This is a genomic window from Winogradskyella sp. PG-2, assembly GCF_000828715.1.
GTDB lineage: Bacteria > Bacteroidota > Bacteroidia > Flavobacteriales > Flavobacteriaceae > Winogradskyella.
Genome location: NZ_AP014583.1, coordinates 633,667 through 653,525 on the forward strand (window position 1 = coordinate 633,667; position 19,859 = coordinate 653,525).

General features: G+C 32.5%; 16 protein-coding genes. 6 read left to right on the top strand and 10 right to left on the bottom strand.

Annotation, left to right across the window (positions count from 1 at the left end):
• Window positions 1-125 precede the first annotated feature (125 nt).
• Both WPG_RS02935 and WPG_RS02940 read left to right on the top strand, forming a co-directional pair.
• Window positions 126-863: an MlaE family ABC transporter permease gene (locus tag WPG_RS02935; RefSeq protein WP_045469162.1), complete on the top strand. Its 738-nt coding sequence runs from the start codon at window positions 126-128 to the stop codon at window positions 861-863.
• Window positions 863-1,630 (top strand): ABC transporter ATP-binding protein, encoded by a 768-nt coding sequence (locus WPG_RS02940; RefSeq protein WP_045469165.1) that lies wholly within the window; start codon window positions 863-865, stop codon window positions 1,628-1,630. Before WPG_RS02935 ends, WPG_RS02940 begins: the two co-directional genes overlap by 1 nt.
• On the opposite strand, the gene WPG_RS02945 is transcribed toward WPG_RS02940, so the two are convergent.
• The 4 genes from WPG_RS02945 to WPG_RS02960 form a co-directional block, all read right to left on the bottom strand.
• Window positions 1,631-3,121 (bottom strand): DUF389 domain-containing protein, encoded by a 1,491-nt coding sequence (locus tag WPG_RS02945; RefSeq protein WP_045469168.1) that lies wholly within the window; start codon window positions 3,119-3,121, stop codon window positions 1,631-1,633.
• Window positions 3,122-3,123: 2 nt separating this feature from the next.
• Window positions 3,124-4,206, bottom strand: coding sequence for a mannose-1-phosphate guanylyltransferase (locus WPG_RS02950; protein ID WP_045469171.1), 1,083 nt, complete (start codon window positions 4,204-4,206; stop codon window positions 3,124-3,126).
• Window positions 4,203-4,802: a SprT-like domain-containing protein gene (locus WPG_RS02955; RefSeq protein ID WP_045469174.1), complete on the bottom strand. Its 600-nt coding sequence runs from the start codon at window positions 4,800-4,802 to the stop codon at window positions 4,203-4,205. Before WPG_RS02955 ends, WPG_RS02950 begins: the two co-directional genes overlap by 4 nt.
• Before the next feature lie 88 nt (window positions 4,803-4,890).
• The gene (locus tag WPG_RS02960) at window positions 4,891-6,474 is read right to left on the bottom strand and encodes a vWA domain-containing protein (protein WP_052471130.1); all 1,584 of its coding nucleotides are present in this window, start codon (window positions 6,472-6,474) and stop codon (window positions 4,891-4,893) included.
• A 133-nt stretch (window positions 6,475-6,607) separates the two neighbouring features.
• Here WPG_RS02960 and WPG_RS02965 point away from each other — a divergent pair, with 133 nt between their 5' ends.
• Both WPG_RS02965 and WPG_RS02970 read left to right on the top strand, forming a co-directional pair.
• Window positions 6,608-7,507, top strand: coding sequence for a hypothetical protein (locus tag WPG_RS02965; RefSeq protein WP_045469177.1), 900 nt, complete (start codon window positions 6,608-6,610; stop codon window positions 7,505-7,507).
• Between the two features lies 1 nt (window position 7,508).
• Window positions 7,509-8,018 (top strand): hypothetical protein, encoded by a 510-nt coding sequence (locus WPG_RS02970; protein ID WP_045469179.1) that lies wholly within the window; start codon window positions 7,509-7,511, stop codon window positions 8,016-8,018.
• 8 nt (window positions 8,019-8,026) lie between these two features.
• Here WPG_RS02970 and WPG_RS02975 read toward each other — a convergent pair whose 3' ends face one another.
• The 4 genes from WPG_RS02975 to WPG_RS02990 are packed head-to-tail and all read right to left on the bottom strand — an operon-like array spanning window position 8,027 to window position 14,480.
• Complete coding sequence (locus tag WPG_RS02975) at window positions 8,027-12,073, bottom strand: FG-GAP-like repeat-containing protein (RefSeq protein ID WP_045469181.1); 4,047 nt, start codon at window positions 12,071-12,073, stop codon at window positions 8,027-8,029.
• 38 nt (window positions 12,074-12,111) lie between these two features.
• Window positions 12,112-12,747 carry an HAD family hydrolase gene (locus tag WPG_RS02980; RefSeq protein WP_045469183.1) on the bottom strand — a complete coding sequence of 212 codons (636 nt, stop codon included), beginning with the start codon at window positions 12,745-12,747 and terminating at the stop codon, window positions 12,112-12,114.
• A 1-nt stretch (window position 12,748) separates the two neighbouring features.
• The gene (locus WPG_RS02985) at window positions 12,749-13,435 is read right to left on the bottom strand and encodes an SDR family NAD(P)-dependent oxidoreductase (RefSeq protein WP_045469185.1); all 687 of its coding nucleotides are present in this window, start codon (window positions 13,433-13,435) and stop codon (window positions 12,749-12,751) included.
• Window positions 13,425-14,480 carry a M28 family metallopeptidase gene (locus tag WPG_RS02990; RefSeq protein ID WP_045475102.1) on the bottom strand — a complete coding sequence of 352 codons (1,056 nt, stop codon included), beginning with the start codon at window positions 14,478-14,480 and terminating at the stop codon, window positions 13,425-13,427. The genes WPG_RS02985 and WPG_RS02990 overlap by 11 nt, the downstream gene beginning before the upstream one ends.
• A 196-nt stretch (window positions 14,481-14,676) precedes the next feature.
• Here WPG_RS02990 and WPG_RS18750 point away from each other — a divergent pair, with 196 nt between their 5' ends.
• Together WPG_RS18750 and WPG_RS18755 are read left to right on the top strand one after the other, a co-directional pair.
• Window positions 14,677-16,041, top strand: a complete 1,365-nt coding sequence (locus WPG_RS18750) for a TonB-dependent receptor (RefSeq protein ID WP_045469187.1) — start codon at window positions 14,677-14,679, stop codon at window positions 16,039-16,041.
• Between the two features lie 40 nt (window positions 16,042-16,081).
• Window positions 16,082-17,095, top strand: coding sequence for an outer membrane beta-barrel family protein (locus tag WPG_RS18755; protein WP_084221508.1), 1,014 nt, complete (start codon window positions 16,082-16,084; stop codon window positions 17,093-17,095).
• A gap of 79 nt (window positions 17,096-17,174) precedes the next feature.
• On the opposite strand, the gene WPG_RS03005 is transcribed toward WPG_RS18755, so the two are convergent.
• Together WPG_RS03005 and pdhA are read right to left on the bottom strand one after the other, a co-directional pair.
• Window positions 17,175-18,791: a pyruvate dehydrogenase complex dihydrolipoamide acetyltransferase gene (locus WPG_RS03005; protein WP_045469192.1), complete on the bottom strand. Its 1,617-nt coding sequence runs from the start codon at window positions 18,789-18,791 to the stop codon at window positions 17,175-17,177.
• Between the two features lie 3 nt (window positions 18,792-18,794).
• Window positions 18,795-19,796, bottom strand: coding sequence for a pyruvate dehydrogenase (acetyl-transferring) E1 component subunit alpha (gene pdhA / locus WPG_RS03010; RefSeq protein ID WP_045469195.1), 1,002 nt, complete (start codon window positions 19,794-19,796; stop codon window positions 18,795-18,797).
• Between the last annotated feature and the right edge of the window lie 63 nt (window positions 19,797-19,859).

A 19,859-nucleotide genomic window follows, 5' to 3' on the forward strand; every position in this document is an offset into this window, starting at 1 on the left:
GTAAATTCATTTGTTTATACTTATTATTTTTCATTTGTTACATACTCTTCGCAATTAATCATTTTCATGAGTGAAAAAAAATTGAATATGCTCGTTTCATAATCATTTTTTATACTTTAGCACCTATGAAGTATCTTCATAATATTGGCACTTACTTTATAATGATTAAAGATATTTTTCGCAAGCCTACTAAATGGTCTGTGATGAAAACATTAATCCTTAAAGATATTGATGACCTTATCATTGGCTCATTAGGTATTGTGGCTTTTATTGCCTTTTTTGTTGGAGGTGTTGTAGCTATACAAACATCTTTAAATATTAATAACCCTCTAATACCTAAATACTTAGTAGGCTTTGCTACAAGACAGTCTATTATTTTAGAGTTTGCACCAACATTTATTTCTATAATTATGGCTGGTAAAGTAGGTTCTTTTATAACTTCAAGTATCGGTACTATGCGAGTAACAGAACAGATTGACGCTTTAGAAGTAATGGGAATTAACGCTATTAATTATTTAGTATTCCCAAAATTTGTTGCTTTAACCTTATACCCTTTTTTAATATCAATAGCAATGTTCCTTGGAGTTCTAGGTGGAATGGCTGCATGTGTATATGGTGGCTATGGGACTTTAGAAGATTATATAGAAGGTATTCAAACAGATTTTATACCGTTTCATATTGTATACGCCTTTATTAAGACTTTCGTCTTTGCTTTTATACTAGCAACAATTCCGTCATTTTACGGATACTTTATGAAAGGTGGAGCACTCGAAGTTGGTAAAGCAAGTACAACGTCTTTTGTTTGGACCAGTGTTGTGATTATTCTTTTAAACTTTTTACTAACCAGTTTACTCTTAGGCTAATGATAGAAGTTAAAGATTTACAGAAGTCGTTTGGTGATGCACACATCCTAAAAGGAATCACAACAATTTTCGATAAAGGAAAAACTAACCTCATTATTGGGCAAAGTGGCTCCGGTAAAACCGTGTTTTTAAAATGTTTACTCGGTTTATTTGAATATGAAGAAGGATCAATTTCTTATGACGGAAAAATATTTAGCCAATTAAGCTCTGATGAAAAAAGAGATTTACGTGCAGATATCGGCATGGTATTTCAAGGAAGTGCTTTATTTGATTCTATGACTATAGTAGAAAACGTTATGTTTCCATTGCGTATGTTTACTAAAATGAATAAAAGTGAAATGGAAGATAGAGCCGATACTGTTTTAAAACGTGTTAATTTACCTGAAGCACATCATAAAATGCCAAGTGAAGCTTCTGGAGGTATGCAAAAACGTGTTGCTATTGCAAGGGCTATAGTAAACAATCCTAAGTATTTATTTTGTGATGAACCTAATTCTGGTTTAGACCCAAAAACGGCTATAGTTATTGATAACCTAATTCAAGAAATTACAGATGAATACCAAATAACAACAGTTATTAACTCTCACGATATGAATTCTGTTATGGAGATAGGTGAGAAAATTGTTTTCCTTAAAGATGGATTAAAAGCTTGGGAAGGTTCTAATGAAACCATTTTTAGAACTGACAATGAAGTTGTGACCGACTTTGTTTACTCTTCTAATTTATTTAAAAAAGTGCGTAAAATGTATTTAGAAGAGAACCTGTAATTAGTTTCTTCTAACAAAAACGGTATCTACTTTCAATTCTTCTTTTAACCATTTTTGAAGTGATCGCTCTCGAACTAAGACAACACTATCAGACAGAGATACTTTCCATCTAATATTTGCAACGTTTACAGTATCAATATTAATAAAATCTTTAGACTCCAACATTTTCGCATATCCGAAAAATTCTAAATCATTAAACCTAACCTTGGCATCTCTTGATAAAGAACTAAAAGACACTGTATTCTTGTCGGAATTTTTAGATTCAATTACTTTATTGAGACTAGATATATTTGTCTCTAATTGTATTATTTGCTTTTGAAGACCATCTATTACATTATCTTTTCTATCTAAATCAGAATAAGCTCTATCCAAGGATTGTACTAGACGATCAGCACTTCTTGTTTTATTAGCATTAATGATTAACTCAAAATCTTTTATATACTCAAATTTCTTTTTATCATTTTCTAATGCTGAAATCATTTCTTCACTTACATCTCCATTGAAATGTAAGCTAATAGTTTTTTCACTTGGCTTTAAGTCATCATCCCTTTTCTGGTACCAAAGGTTGGGATTACTCTCTATATCTTTATCAACAAAATTCCTAAAATCAATTGCTATTCGTGTCTCCTCAACAAATCTAATAAAGCTAATTGTAGGCCATATCATTACAGCGACAGCAACAAGAGATGCTAATTGAGCAATTCGCTTTCTCCTTTTAGAATTTGCATATTTAAGCATTGGAAAACGCAACAATTTTAATACAATAAATGTTGCTAATGCTATAAATATAGTGTTGATAGTAAATAAATTCATGGCTCCTAGGAAAAATTCCCAATTGTGCGCCAATCCATAGCCAGCTACACAAAGAGGTGGCATTAAGGCTGTAGCAATAGCAACACCAAATATGACAGAAGCTATGGTTCCTTTTTTAGTCCGTGCAATAATTAAGGCTAAACCACCAAAAAACGCAATAAGAACATCTCTAAAATCTGGTTTGGTACGTCCAAAAATTTCATTATTACCAAAATCTGCACCAGGAAAGAATTTAAAAAATAAAAAGGCCGTAAGTAAACTTAACACAATCATCGTAGCTAAGTTGATTAAAGACTTTTTTAATGTATCAATATCATTTAATGCAATAGACATTCCAATACCTAGAATTGGACCCATAAGAGGAGAAATAAGCATGGCACCAATAACAACAGCAGTTGAATCAGCATTTAAACCTATAGAAGCTACAAAAATAGAACAGATTAAGATCCAGGCTGTTGCTCCTTTAAATGGAATGTCTGCTTTTATAGCAGTTATAGTAGCATCTCTATCAGTATCGTCTCTAAAATCTAAAAGCTCACTTAAAAATTTAGAAACACTAGCAAAAAGTCCTTTAGCGTCTTTTTTTACTGCTTCCTTTCTCTCCTCAACTGCCTTATCCTTCTCTATCTGTTGTTTTTGCTCTTCTTCAGAAAAATTAAATTTACTTTCATCACTCATAATTAACCATATTCTTCTCCAAAATTAGCTTTCACTTTTTGGAGTACTTTTTTAATATCTTGCTCTTTCGTTTTAGGAAAGATAAGTAAAACTTCGTCTTTATCTACAATGATGTAGTCATTTAGTCCATCTAACACTACGATTTTGTCGCCTTTAGTACGGATCATATTACCTGAAGCATCCTCAGTCAATGTTCTTGCATTGACAACTGCATTACCATCATCATCTTTGTCTAATTTATCATAAAGACTTCCCCAAGTACCAAGGTCATTCCAATCGAATATTGCAGGTATTACAAATACATTATCACTTTTTTCCATTAAAGCATAATCTACAGAGATATTTTCTGCCTTTCCATAATTGTCTCTAATAAAATCTTCTTCAAACTCAGTATTATAAACCTGATATCCGTTTACGAATAATCGGAATAACTCAGGTTGATTATTTTTAAATGCGGCAATTACACTTTTAGCACTCCACATAAATATACCAGCATTCCACAGAAAATTTCCTTGACTTATAAAAGACCTAGCTGTTTCATAATCTGGCTTTTCTCTAAACTGATTCACAGACTTTATTTCAGCATTTGCCGATTTATCATATTCTATATAACCATAACCCGTGTTTGGAAATGAAGGAGTTATACCTAAGGTCATTAAAGCATCATTAGATGCACAATAATCAAATGCTGTTTTAACATTATCAGAAAATGCTTGCTCATCTTCGATCCAATGATCGCTTGGAGCAACAATCATAACTGCATCCTCATTTTCTTTCTGAATTTTTAAAGATGCATACAAAATACATGGTGCCGTATTTCGCATAGCAGGCTCTAAAACTACTTGACGTTTTGTAACCATTGGTAATTGCTCAAATACCAAATCATTGTAGCGTTCATTTGTTAAAATAAATATGTTTTCTTCTGGAATTAAATTTGCCAGACGATTAAATGTTTTTTGAATTAAAGTACTTCCTGTACCAAGCATATCGTGAAACTGCTTAGGAAAATCTTGTGTACTTACTGGCCAAAATCTTGATCCTACTCCACCAGCCATTAATATGGCGTAATAATTTTTGTTTTTCATAAATCTACTAGTTCTACTTCTGCATTAGGATTAAACAAATATAACTTACCTGACTTAACCTCAACACACTCATATCGTTTTCTTCTTTTACTCCCTCTTTTAAAAACTCTTCCATTATAAAGTTTAAAGGTTTTGTTCATAGGTACTTCAAACACATAAGTCTTATCATTATTATTATCAAATTGCTTTAATGCTATGGCGAGTTGCGTATCTGTATCGCTAGATGCTTTTGGGTTTTTAAAATGTTTTGCAAGAAGCGGTAATAATTCTAAAGGAAATACTTCTGGACGTAAAAATGGCAACATTAAATGCTGAAACGTTTGTTTCCATTCTTTCCCATGAGGTTTTATGAAACGATTGTATTTTCTACAAGCTTCAAAATGAGCAATTTCATGAATTAAGGTGATTAAAAAGCGATACTGATTTAAGTTAGAATTTATAGTTATTTGATGTTTACCATTGGGTAATTGTCTATAATCACCATGCTTTGTTTTGCGTTCATTCTTAATTTTCACTATTAGTTTATCATTCGTTAATATGGTATTTACCATAGCTTGCGCTTGATTAGGTATAGAGTCTAAAAGTGTTGTTTGCATCGCCGTAAAAATACAATTTTTACAAAAACAAAAACAAAAACACCTTTAGTCTTCACTAAAAGTGTTTTTATATCATATATATCATCACTTATTTCGAAAGTAACGCTGATGTCTCTATCATGTCTATAAACTCTTGTCTATAACCATTACTATCTATTCCTTTGGCACTTTTAGCAAGATTCTCTATCATCGTAAATGACGCATCACCTTTATATTTTGAATCCCTTAATAAAAGTCCTAGACCAGCAACTGCACAGGAAAATCTAAAATTATTTGATGTTAAATCTAATGCTATCCCTTTATCAATAATTGCGTGAGTAATTAATTTACTTTTATCTTCTTTAGGTTTTTTATACCTGAATTTTATAGTTAATAATTCGTCATTATCTGAAGCGTTTGCAATCATAGTCTTTTGATATTTTAAGGCGTCATGTTTTGAAATTACTTCATCAGAATTGGAAGGTATAACTTCATACAAAGCTGTTACTGTATGACCTGCCCCTAACTCACCAGCATCCTTTTTATCATTATTAAAATCTTCAGCATTCATGACTCTATTTTCGTAACCAATAAAACGATAAGCCTTTACTTGGTTTGGATTAAATTCAATCTGAATTTTCACATCTTTAGCTATAGTAAACATGTTCGCTCTCATATCTGTTGAAAACACTTTCTTGGCTTCTTTAATATTGTCAATATAAAAATAATTGCCATTACCAGCATTGCTTATTTGTTCCATTCTTCCATCTTTGTAATTTCCCATTCCAAAACCACAAATCGTTAAATAAATATCATCTTTTCGTTTCTCTTCGATTACTCTTACCAATTCTGAACTCGAAGACACACCAACATTAAAATCTCCATCAGTTGCTAAAATCACTCTGTTATTGCCACCTTTAATTAGATTCTCCTTTGCTATTTTATAAGCTAATTGTATGCCCTGTCCACCAGCTGTTGAACCTCCAGATTCAATAGCATCTAAAGCAACGATTATCTTTTCTTTACTTGATGCTTTTGTTGATGGCAAAACCAAACCCGCAGAACCTGTGTAAGCTACTATGGCAATTCTATCGTTATCGTTTACTTCTTCTAACAATAATTTTAAACCCTTTTTTAGCAATGGCAATTTATTATGAGATGACATAGACCCAGAAGCGTCTATTAAAAAAACCAAATTACTTGCCTTTAAATCATTGTTATTTATTGATTTTCCTTGTATGCCAATATGCACAAGTTTATTTTTACTACTCCATGGGCAATCAGCTACTTCATTTATAAAGGCAAAAGGATGTTCATCGGTTGGTTGCGGATAATCATAATCAAAATAATTAATCATTTCTTCTATAAGCACCGCATCTTTTGGTGGCATTTGATTGCCAGTTAAAAATCGTCTCACATTACTATATGAAGCATTATCAACATCTATAGAAAATGTAGACAATGGATTTTGAAGCACATCTTTAAATGTGTTTTCATAAATTATATCGTACTCTTCAGTATTATGTTCTATCATCACCTCATCATCTGTAGCGACTTCATATACATCTACACTTAGAACTTCATAAAGCGTATTTTTAGAATTACCATTTGGAGGATAGCACCCATTTACTAAAAGTGAGACTACTAATAGAGCAGAAAATTTAATTCTGGATTTAAACTGTTTTACTTGCATAATTTTATATTTTTAAACGTTATACAAACAAACTTAATTGACATACATTTTTCTCATTTGAAAAATAGTTGTAAACCAGTTGTAAATAGTTTACAAGAACTACACAATTGAATATCAATAACTTACCCTACTATTGAACTTAGAAGAAAAGCACATATTTTCAAAGCTAAAACTAGCCATAACGCAAAAGTTATTGGAAAGTAATAGTGCACCTCAAACTATTGAGGATTGGAAAGGAGACGATATTATTGCTTTTCAAGAAGACTTGTTCAGTAATGTAAAAGGCCGTGTAAGTGAAAAATGGTTTTACACCTACATAAAACATGAAGCTGAAAAATTACCACGCATAGACATACTTAATCTATTAAGCAAATATGTAGGCTATCAAAACTGGACAGCTTTTAAAGCTGAATATACAATTGAAAACAAAACACATAAATCTAAAAAATCAAATAAAAATCTGATATGGCTTATAGTTATAGCACCTTGTATTTTATTGGCGTTTTCTATGCTAAACTCTAAGAATGATTATCAATTCTGTTTTTACGACTCTATAAAAAATGAGCCTATTGGCAGCGTTATTTTAAATATAAAGATTTTAAAAGATGGGCAATCTCCAATACATAAAACAACAGACTCTTTAGGCTGCTTTAATTATGTAACAAAAGACAAAGAATTGAAGTTTATAGTAGAATCCCCTTATTATAAAACAGATACAATTGTAAGACAATTTAATTCTGAGAAAAATAAAATTGTAAAGTTAGTAGCAGACGATTATGCATTAATGCTCAATTATTATACAAACAAGAATATTAGTGAATGGAAAACACATAGAGAAAAACTGAATACAATTTTTAATGATAATGCAGAAATCTATCAGTTATTTAAAAATAGTAATACCATTGAATTGTATACTAAAAGAGAGTTTATTCAGAAATTAACTATACCTACTCGGAGTTTAAGAGGTATGGAAATTTTGGATAAAACTATTGTTGATGGTAAAATTGTAAAACTAAAATTTATAATTCATTAACATGAATTTAAAGGTAAAACATATCATACTTATACTTGCTAGTATTTTACTTTCAGCTTGTGCTATGGAAAATAGAAGTGTAAAAAGCTCAGAAGAAGCTTATGAAGTGGCAACTGAAGAGCTAGACGCAGAAGATATAGATGATTACGAAATTGCACCTTCTTTCAATGCGCCATTAGTTAGTCAAAAACTACAAGATTTCTATGATCTATTAGCTTTACAAAATCAGCATCCAGAATTTACAAATGAGGTTGTTAAACAATTAAAAAGTTACACAAACGATAACATTAATAGTTTTAAAGTTAATGAAGCAATTATCATAAATAACATAAAACAATTGGGTGAAATGATTAGAGTTAATGATAGTACTCAGAAAATAAAACTTGAATATTCTAAGATGGTAAATAATTTAATAACTGTGGATACTATCTATGCTATTCTCACTACCAAAGCTATAATGATCGATAATGAAACATTAGTCTCTAATAAAGTACATTTTTCTAAAGATTAACTCCTAAATTAATCCTTAACAACAATCATTGCTGAAGTACTATTAACTCTTATTATATATAAACCTGCAGCAGTAGTCTCTAACTTTATTAAAGTTGTCTGACTTAGCTCATTATAGCTTCTGCTATTTATAGCAATCTTTCTGCCTCTTATATCAAAAACTTCTATAGTTTCATTTAAACTTGTGTTGGTAATAAAGAGCTCTCTGTTAGTTGTTGGATTAGGATAAATCATACTTTTTTCATCTTCATCGTCAACGCCTAATTCTTCAAGTTCAAAATACGGTACAGCAAAACTAAAAGTATCTTCTGCTACTACCTGTCCTATAAAACGACCAGGAATATCATCAGCTGGTGGATGAATTCCGCCCCAAATTCGACTTAAACTCGTCTGATCTGAAGCATCTCTGTAGGTTGCCCATTGAAGCACAATATCCTCTGAAGGTCCTTCCTCAAAGACTAAAAATTCATTCTTTTTAGCTACAAACTCACCTAATCCACCAGGAAAGAATTCACTTCCTGTCATCATGGTCATTAACTCCGCTGCCGCTCTAGAATAAGTTGAATGGCCAGACACATAACCTGCAAAAGGAGGAGTTACAAAGGTTGGCCTCTGATAAGGATACCAATTTTCTGCCAGTATCCAACCAACACCTGCCTGATCTGTTTCAGTATCAGATATAAAATCATGACCTTTCCATGTATATAATTTTATCTTTCCTACATGCTGATTCACAAAACCTGCTAATGGATCTCCTATTTCTACTACTTCTATATAATCTTCAATTAATGGGATACCTGAAATATCATAATTATCTAAAGACATATCTGTACTCTGACCACGCTCTGCCATAGATCTAATCGCAGAAATTGGTCTAATATAATCATACCATCCTTTTACACTCCAAGCTGATATTGCAGAATCATGCATACCACCTCCCATTATAAAATAAGACTTAACATCCCATTCTAACGACTCTAATATATCACCTTCACCTTGAAACCGTTTTTCAAATTCTGGATGATCACTAACATAATTCAATAAAGTAAACCAATGACCTGGTGGTGTTTCGGAATCTGGTCCATCAGCCCAGAACTCTGCTAACACGCGACCATAATCGCCTCTTGCAACCAGATTAGTTTCATAAGGGTTTTCAGTTACTGGATTCATTGTATGTCCATTACTATTAGCTCCACCTTCAAAAAAGTCATAGAAGTTTGGATAGTCTGCATAGTTTGTTGGAAATGTACTTATATCTACATTACCTATGGCATTAGGAGAGATATCTATCAAAACACCATCACTTGGATCTAAATGCGATTGCCAAACAGACACCATTGAAAACCCCCATTTATAGGCATCACTATCAGTATTATTTTCTGTTAAACTTATATAAGGTGGATCTGAGGGATCATGAAATACATGAAAATCGTTTCCATCTCTCTGATAAGTCACTTTATCTTCTTCTTTTAGTGCAAACGAATACACATTTCCCCATTCTGGACTCAAAAACGGAGGTGTGTCGGCATCGACAATTGTTCCTCCTTGATCTATAAAAATATCTAAAGCTAGTGGCTGCCAACGATTCGGATCATTAATCGGTGGATTAACACCTGCATTAGCATCTAGCGCATAAGGTAAATTAACAGGTTCGTAATAAGCGTTATCATATCCTGTAGCTTCACGAGAACCATCTTGTAGCCCATAATCAATAAGTGTTTGGGCAATATAATTCCCTAAAGCGGCTGCGTTACCAAATTCATATAATAATGATGTATAAGTGGTTTCGTAGCCTAATTTATACATCAACAAATCAAATCTTGCTTGTGTTGCATCAACACCTGGGGAATTTTGAAAACGATGTGATAACAATCTGTACATTCCATAACTTATGGATCGTTTTAATGATTCTTCTTCACTCTCTATAAGCACAAAATCTTCAAGCTCGCTAGTAAAACCATTTACGGTATTCCCTATGAGGTATGGTCTAGCATTGTCATCATAGATGGCCCATATATCATACATGACTACACTAGAATGAAACAAATTTCTAGCATGTACAGTTGGTCTTGCAAAATCATTTCGGATAGCATCTAATAAGGCCTCATTCCATAATCTAGCAATAGAAATATCTTCAGGCAAATTATCTGTACCCAATTCTACATCTATTGACGCTTGCAAACTTGAACACAGATCATCAGATTCAGTCACTGATACACTACCAGATTCTTCTATTTCCCATTTTACAGTAATGGTATTAGAGCCTTGACCACTTAAAATTTCACCACCAGAAACTTGCCAAGCTGCAATTGAACCTGAAGAAATATTATAAGAATAAGTTTCTGTTCTTAAAAATGAAGACATTGTATTACCAACAATAGACTGTGCTTCCAAATAAGTACAAGAGCCATCATCTAAGGTTGCATCTGGATTGTAACTACAAGATATAGGATCTGTACAACCATATATTTTTTGACTTGGAGCGATTTCTAATACTTCAAAACCTTGTCCTTCTGTGGCTTTAATTGTGATATCTACATCTAAATTATTAAAGGTTTCTACCAGGCCCATTGGCCACCTTATTTCTAGGCTTATTATTTCAGTCTCATTATTTAGTCCAAAATGAACAGATTGTAAGCTCTGACTTAAAAATTCCTTACCACTATAATAGCGTTTAAAAGTTTTGGTTGGTGTTGTTAATGTAACTATTGTACCTATGGCATCTCGGTTAGATGTAGTACCTTCTAAATCTAATTTAAACCAATGCAAAGTACTCTCAGCATCGTCAAAATTTAGTAGTTTATTTTCATAAAAAAATGAACTTCTATCATTATTGGTAACTAATAAATCAAGATCTCCATCATTATCATAATCAAAATCTAAAGCTGTCACACTAATAGCCTCTTCATTAAGTCCGAGTTCTGCAGATGCATCTTCAAATGTATCTTGACCTTGTTCAATTAAGTTTCTATAATAGTAATTAGGTTCTGGGCCTCTTTGCTCAAAATCATAACCATTAACTATAAAAAGATCTTCATCACCATCTAAATCAAAATCTGAAAACAAAGTTCCCCATGACCAGCCTGTATTATCGACATTTTTTTCAATAGATAAATCTGTAAATGTATTGTCACCATTGTTAGTTAGCAATATATTTTTGTCTATTGCGGTAACAAAAAAATCGAAGAAACCATCATTATTATAATCACCAACTGTAATGCCCATGTCATCAAACATAGTATCCACTCCATAAGTTTCTGCTTGATCTGTAAATGAGTTACCTAAATTATTTATGTACAAATTATTGGGGTCATCAAGGTCATTAGAGACATACAAATCCATAAACCCATCTTCATTAAAATCAAAAGGCATAGACATATAACTAAAGAAGTTATCACTTCCTTCTATTCCTGTAGTTGTGGTAACATTTGTAAACGTAGAATTTCCTTCATTTCTATATAGTTGATTAGTGCCGCATTCATCCCAATCACTTATATAAATATCCAACAAACTATCGTTATTATAATCAAACCAAGTAGCGCCAGTATTACGGCATTCATTAATACCATCGAAACCGGAAAATTCTGTGACATCAGCGAATGTTCCATTTCCCAAATTACGCCATAATTGTACTTTAAACGAATAGGTTAAAAACAAATCCGGAAATCCATCATTATTATAATCCCCCCAAGATGCTGCACTTTTATTTCCGTTTAAACCTAAGTAAATATCACCAGCTTCATCATCACTTAAAAAGTTATTTAAACCGGCTTGTTCAGTAACATCAGTAAAAGAACCATCATTATTGTTTCTAAATAATTTACTAAGCGTTTTTGGGCTATTTGGATCATCATTAGATTTTGCAACCACAAAAATATCTAGATCATTATCGCCATCGTAGTCTGCAACTGCTGCTCCATTATTCTCTTCTAATATTCCAAGTCCGACGACAGATTCTACATGTTCAAAAGTTTGACTATGTATTGCATCATTAAAACATAGTAATAAGGTAATGGCTAAAAGGAAAGATTTACAATATTGTAATTCTTTAATCATAAATCATTTTTTTATAAATATAAAAAATCGAACTAACATTATAAGAGCTTTGGTAAGTTTATCATGCTATCAAAAGTACTCGTCGCATTTTGTTTTAACTCATCGCGATAATCATGAGCTGTAAAACCACATACATCAAAACCGCCAGCAATTGCTGCATTAACTCCAATAGGACTATCTTCAATAACCACACAATCTTTAGGCTGAAAACCCATAGTTTCTGCTGCCCATAAAAAAACTGCTGGATCTGGTTTCCATTTTTGAATAGCATAACAACTAAAGATGTTAGATTCAAAATAAGACAATAAACCTGTTAGCTCTAAATTAAGTTTTATTTTGTTTTCTGGACCACTTGAAGCTACACAGAATGGTATGCTTAAATTTTTGATCACATCAAGAATTCCTTCAACAGGCTGGATCTCTTTTTTGAATTTCACAAACGAACGTTCTCGATATTCCTCTTGAAAACTTGAAGGTATATCTCCGTTAATCAATTGGTCAATTTGTGAAATACAATTTTCCAGTGAATTACCTTTGAAGTGCTGGTATGCATAGTCTAAGTCAATATTTGCACCTAGCTCATTGGTCATATCAACCATAACTTGATTACTTAGTGGTTCGCTATCCACTAAAACACCATCGCAATCAAAAATAACACACTTGTATTTTGACATTTTATGGAGTGGAGTTTGAAACTTGTAATACTTTACCGTTATAATATTTATTTCCAGTCAATGCAAAATCATTGATATATGATGCCATTTCTAGAGCCGTAGTTGGAGCCTCATAATCTGGAAATGCTTCTTTGAGCATTTCTGTCTGTACAGCACCTAAGGCTAATATATTAAATTGTGGACCTGATTCCTTATACTCTTCAGCTAACAACTCAGTTAGTGTAATAACTGCCCCTTTACTAGAACTGTAAGCCGATAATCCAGGGAATTTCATACTTCCTTGAATACCTCCCATACTACTTATTGTAATTACATGACTATTAGATTTCATGAATGGTAAAACAGTTCGTGTCATTTCAGAAACACCAAAAACATTAGTTTGATAAACATGTTGAAAATCTTCAAATGTTGTTTCAGAGAATGGCTTATTTAATAAAGTACCTGCATTGTTTATCAGAATATCTACGTCTTTCCATTCTTCTTCAATAAAACTTTCAACCTTTTTATAGTCTTCTTGACTACATAAATCAAAAGCTAAGGAGGTGATGTTTTCAAAATGTAAGTTGTTTACAGGTTGTGCATTTCGTGATAATGCTAATACATTATGGCCTTGATTTGCAAACAAATGTACCAATTCAAAACCTATACCTCTACTCGTTCCTGTAATTATTATGTTCTTACTCATCATTTAAGACCACTTCTTTTGTTGGTGCATTCATCATACCTTCTAAAGCTGGGATCATCTTATTCATAAAGCTTACCATATGTTCATAATCCATTTTATCTGCTTCATCGTCTACATGATGGTAATAGTCAAAATTTGTGAAATCGAAAGTAGAAATAGCATGAGCTGGTATGTTTAACTCCTTAAAAAAAGGAAAGTTATCTGACCTCATAAATAAATTAAACTCTTTTGCTTTTGGAAAGAAACCAACAACTTCCTCCCCTCCATATTTATTTAAAGTTTCTGCAAAATTTGAACGTTCATAACCGCTCATATAAGCCATTGACTTATCTTCAGCTCTTGGCACTCCAATCATTTCAAAATTAATCATGGTATAAGCATTTATCCCTTCTTTACTTAAACGCTCAGCTAAATGGCCAGAACCTTTCAATCCCATTTCTTCCGCTGAATATAATGTTATAAGAATACTACGCTTATTAGTTTTTGACTTTGCAAAATACTTACCAAACTCCATTGCGGCTATAGTACCGGAAGCATCGTCATTTGCACCATTTGCAATTTTGTCTCCATTAACTTCTTTACCTAATCCTATATGGTCGTAATGACCTCCGAGAATAATAAATTCATTTTTTAATTTAGGATCATTTCCTTCTATAAGTCCAATAATATTAAATCCCTTTATGACTGCATCTGGTGTAGCGCTTCTTGAGTTTTTAAATTCAAAATCATCTCTGTAGGAGTCAAAATATTGCTTAATATTATTTGCTTTAAAATAGCTCTCAATAAACACTGCTGCTTTTTCTATACCTTCACTACCTGTAGCTCTACCTTGTAATTCATCCGAAGCCAAATACTCCATACTTCTTTTAATATCTGATACAGAAATTGGTCTTACAGGTAAAGCAGATTCAACATTTGCCTGAGCTGCTTGAACCATTTCAGCCTTACTATCATTTCCTGGTTTACCATCTTTACCATCAGCAGCTTTCTGTTTAACTGCGCATGAACTTAACAGCATAATAAAGACTAAAAAAAATATCTTTTTCATCATAAATTTATTTGTGTCTAAAGATAAAGAACTAATACTAGCTTTAAAATTAATTATTCTTTAATATACTTTTTCGTTTAAAACACTATCTTTAAAGCAATCAAAGCTCTCCCATAATCTATACAGGTTATTTAATCATAGTTTTCAATGGATTAATCGCCCTATATGAACTAAGAACTATTAAATTCTAAATCAAATGCTTTTTAAATCAATCAAAACAATCTTAATCCTTTTTATTACCATTCAACTTAATGCTCAAGATAGCTTTAATGTTTCTGGTTTAATTACTGATATTGATGGTAATAGTATTCCATTTACTAATGTCGTTTTATTGAGATCTACTGATTCTACATTAGTAAAAGGAACTATAACTCAAGATAACGGTAGATATACAATTGAAAATATTGCTAGCGGTAACTATTTTGTCATGGGTAGTTACGTAGGATTTAAAAAAAGTTATTCTAAGCTATTTAACTTAAATGCATCTTACACTGTAGAAACTTTAGTTTTAAAGGAAGGAAATCAACTAGATGAGGTTTTAGTTAAGGCACAAAAGCCTTTGTATCAACAAAAAGTTGATCGTATGGTTATAAATGTAGAAAACAGTATCGTTTCTGCTGGCGGCACAGCATTAGAAGTTTTAGAACGCTCTCCGGGAATTAATATTAATAGACAAAGCAATAGTATTTCTATAGTTGGCAAGGAAGGCGTTGTTGTAATGATAAACGATAAAATTAGTTACATGCCAACATCTGGCTTGGTTCAGATGTTAGAAGGAATGAGTGCTGATAATATTGAGTCTATTGAATTAATAACTACTCCACCAGCAAACTTTGATGCAGAAGGAAACGCTGGTTACATAAATATTGTTCTAAAAAAACGTACTGATCTAGGTCTCAATGGATCTTATTCTGTTGCCTTAGGTTATGGAAAAGGAATAACAAATAATGATAATATAAACTTTAACTATCGTAAAAAAAGTATCAATTTTTATGGCAGTTATGGTTTTTCTCTCGACAAGAGAGCTCAGCAATTTAAAACCAGTAGAGAATTTACAGAAAGTGAGAATCTATTGACATCTAACACAGTAACGGATAGAGAACCTAGTCAACGCAATCATAATTTAAGATTAGGATTAGATATAAGCACATCAGAAAAAACTATTATGGGTTTTCTAGTAAATGCTTTTGATAATAGATGGTCTATGGACGCTGTTAACAATAATGTAAATTCTGAAAATGGTAACCCAACATCATTTGTTGTACTAGATAATGATGAAATAAATCGATTGAAACATATTGGCCTTAATTATAATGTCAAGCATAATTTTACTGAAGATAAATTCTTAAGCTTTGATATTGATTATCTGAATTATAATTTTGATAACCCAACGAACTATCGCAATTCTTTTTTTGATGAAAATAACTCATTTACAAATAGCGAATTACTTAGAAGTGGAAAAGAAACACCATTAAAAACTTGGGTTAGTAAGATAGACTATAGTAATAGGATAAGCGAAAACTTAAAAATTGAAGCAGGCATTATAAGGTGTAAAAAATGATTTTGAAAATGATGTATCCGTAGATAACTTTGAAAATAACATTTGGGTTTCTGATCCAACCCTCACAAACAGAAGTGTTTTAGATGAAACCATATATGCTGGTTATGGGTCCATTGAATATGGAATCGATGATAAAACAAGCTTTAAAGCTGGTCTCAGATATGAACATACTGATTCTAAATTAGACACAGATACTCAAGGTACCGTTGTAGATAGAAATTATCGGATTTGGTTTCCTAGTGTTTTTATTAATCGGCAAATTAATGACACATTAAGTGTTAATCTAGCATATTCTAAACGCATAACAAGACCTACTTTCAACGATTTAGCTCCCTTTGTAATATTCTTTGACCCGAATACTTTTCTGTCTGGTAATGCATCATTACAACCTGCAATTTCTAATGCTTTTAAAGTTGATGTGAATTATAAATCTTATTTTTTATCATTGCAGTATACAAATGAAGATGCTTCTATAGCTAACTTTCAAAAACGCATAGATGAAGCAACAGGAAGGTTGATTTTTGAAGCTGCTAACCTAGACTATACAAGGACTTTTGGTGCAACTCTTGGCTTACCAATTAAACTTTTTGATTGGTGGAGAACCCAAAATAATTTTACATTCGTTAGGCAAAAAGTTAGGACATTCTATAATGACGAACCTATAGAGCTAAGCTTGGGTAATTTCTCAGCAAATAGCACACACTCATTCAAAATATCAGGTAATTTTTCTGCAGAACTTTCTGGTTTTTATAACGGTCCAAGTTTTTTTGGTTCAGCTAAATACAATGAAGTTTATGGTCTTAACATTGGATTTCAGCAAAACTTTGGTGAAAAATGGGGAACATTAAAATTTTCAATTAATGACTTATTAGACAGTGTTAAATTCACTGGAGGTACTGACTTACCAGAACAAAACATAAAAACTAATAATACATTCGATTTTTCGAATAGAACCTTTGCAGTAACATATTCTAGAAACTTTGGTAACAGCAAACTAAAATCATCTCGTAACCGTGAAACAGGTTCTGAAGAAGAACGACGCAGGGTTAATTAAAAAAACCTGTTTCAAACTATAATGAAACAGGTTTTTAATATTACGAATTCTGAATCAAGTTCAGAATTTCAATACTGATTTATACTAACATTGTCACTGGATTCTCAATATAACCTTTCAAAGTTTGAAGGAATTGCGCTCCAGTAGCACCATCAACTGTTCTGTGATCACAAGCTAAAGTTAACTTCATAGTGTTACCCGGAACAACTGCTCCATTTTTAACCACTGGTTTTGAAACTATTGCTCCTACAGATAAAATCGCAGAGTTAGGCTGGTTTATAATAGAAGTGAAACTTTCTATACCAAACATTCCTAAATTAGATATAGTGAATGTACTTCCTTCCATTTCATCTAGAGCTAATTTCTTATTTCTAGCTTTTCCAGCGTATTCTTTTACTGCAGCACCGATTTGAGTTAAGCTTTGTTCATTTGCAAACTTTACCACAGGTACTAATAATCCATCTGGTACAGCAACTGCCACACCAATATGCACATGATTATTTAATTGCATTCTATCATCAAACCATTGTGAATTAACTTGCGGATGCTGACGTAATGCTAATGCACAAGCTTTTACAATCATATCATTATATGAAATCTTAGTGTCTGGTATTGAATTATATTGTGCTCTAAATGCCATAGCATTTTCCATATCAAACTCCACATTAAGGTAGTAATGTGGTGCACTAAACTTAGATTTTGCTAAATTCTTGGCAATTGCTTTACGCATATTTGAATTTGGTACTTCGTCAAAATCTTCTTGACCAGATGGTATAAATTTCCCTACTGACACAGATTGCGCAGATGGTGTAAAGCCTTCTATATCCTTTTTAACAATTCTACCATTTTCACCAGAACCATTGACTTGAGATAAATTAATTCCTTTTTCCTCAGCCATTTTCTTGGCTAATGGTGATGCGAATATTCTTCCGCCAGAATTTGTAGTTGCAACCGAGCTTAACACTTTTGGTGTTTCTTTTTTAGTTTCAATAGCTTTTGGAGAATCTACTTTCTTTTCTTCCTTTTTAGTTTCAACTTTTGCTTCAGATCCACCTATTTTAAAGTTTTTAGCAACTTCTGTAACATCTGTACCTGCAGGTCCAATAATGGCTAAGAGCGAATCTACCTTAGCAGAATCTCCTTCGTCTAATCCTATATGCAATAAAGTTCCTGATTGAAAAGATTCAAATTCCATCGTCGCTTTATCGGTTTCTATTTCCGCTAAAATGTCTCCTTCTTCAACTTCTTCTCCAACTTTCTTTAACCATGTTGCTACAGTTCCTTCTTCCATGGTATCACTAAGTCGTGGCATAGTAACTACTATAACTCCTTCAGGAACATCAGCACTTGCATCAAAATCAACATCAGACAGGTCTGACTTGGTATCTTTACCTTCTGGAATTGCATCAGATTCTTCAACCTCAGTACTTCCATTTAACAAACCAGAAATATCCTCTCCTTCATCACCAATAATAGCCAAAAGCGTGTCTACTTTCGCTGTTTCACCTTCTGGAATACCGATATGAAGTAAAGTTCCCTCATTAAAAGATTCAAACTCCATGGTAGCTTTATCCGTCTCGATTTCTGCCAAAATATCACCTTCCTCTACCTTATCTCCAACTTTTTTTAACCAGGAAGCAACTGTTCCTTCTTCCATTGTATCGCTTAAACGCGGCATGTTAATTACTTCTGCCATAGCTTACTTTATTTTATGATCTATAAATGGATAATCTTCTTGCTCATAAACTGCATCGTACATCACACTCTTTTCTGGGTATGGAGATTCTTCCGCAAACTTTTCGCATTCAGCAACTCTAGCTTTTACAGCTTTATCAATAGTTTTTAAGTCGTCTTCAGTTGCATATTTATTCTCTAAAATAATATCTTTTACTTGTGTAATAGGATCGATTTTCTTGTACTCCTCAACCTCGTCTTTAGTTCTATAATGTTGTGCATCCGACATAGAGTGTCCTCTGTAACGATATGTTTTTACTTCAAGAAATGAAGGACCTCCTCCACTTCTTGCGCGCTTAATAGCTTCATCAAAAGCTTCTGCAACTTTAATAGGATTCATTCCATCTACTGGACCTGAAGGCATTTCATAACCTAATCCTAATTTCCAAATTTCCGTATGATTTGCTGTACGTTCAACAGAAGTTCCCATTGCGTAACCATTATTTTCACAAACAAATACCACTGGTAAATTCCATAGCATTGCTAGGTTAAAAGTTTCGTGTAAAGATCCTTGTCTTGCAGCACCATCTCCAAAACAACATATGGTTACACCATCAACATCATGATATTTATCTCCAAATGCAATACCAGCACCTAAAGGGATTTGACCACCAACGATTCCATGACCACCATAAAAACGATGCTCTTTTGAAAAAATATGCATCGAACCACCTAAACCTTGTGAAGTTCCAGTCGCTTTTCCATATAATTCTGCCATTACACGTTTAGGATCAACACCCATTCCTATAGGTTGAACGTGATTACGATACGCTGTAATCATTTTATCCTTTGTTAAATCCATAGCATGTAAAGCACCAGCTAAAACAGCTTCTTGACCATTATATAAGTGAAGAAAACCTCTAACTTTTTGTTGAATGTAAACTGCAGCAAGTTTGTCTTCAAACTTTCTCCAGAAATACATGTCCTCATACCATTTTAGGTAAACCTCTTTTGTTATTTTTTGCATTATTTAATGAATTCTTTAAAAACGAATAACAAAAATAACACTTTAGAAAATAATGAAGAAACA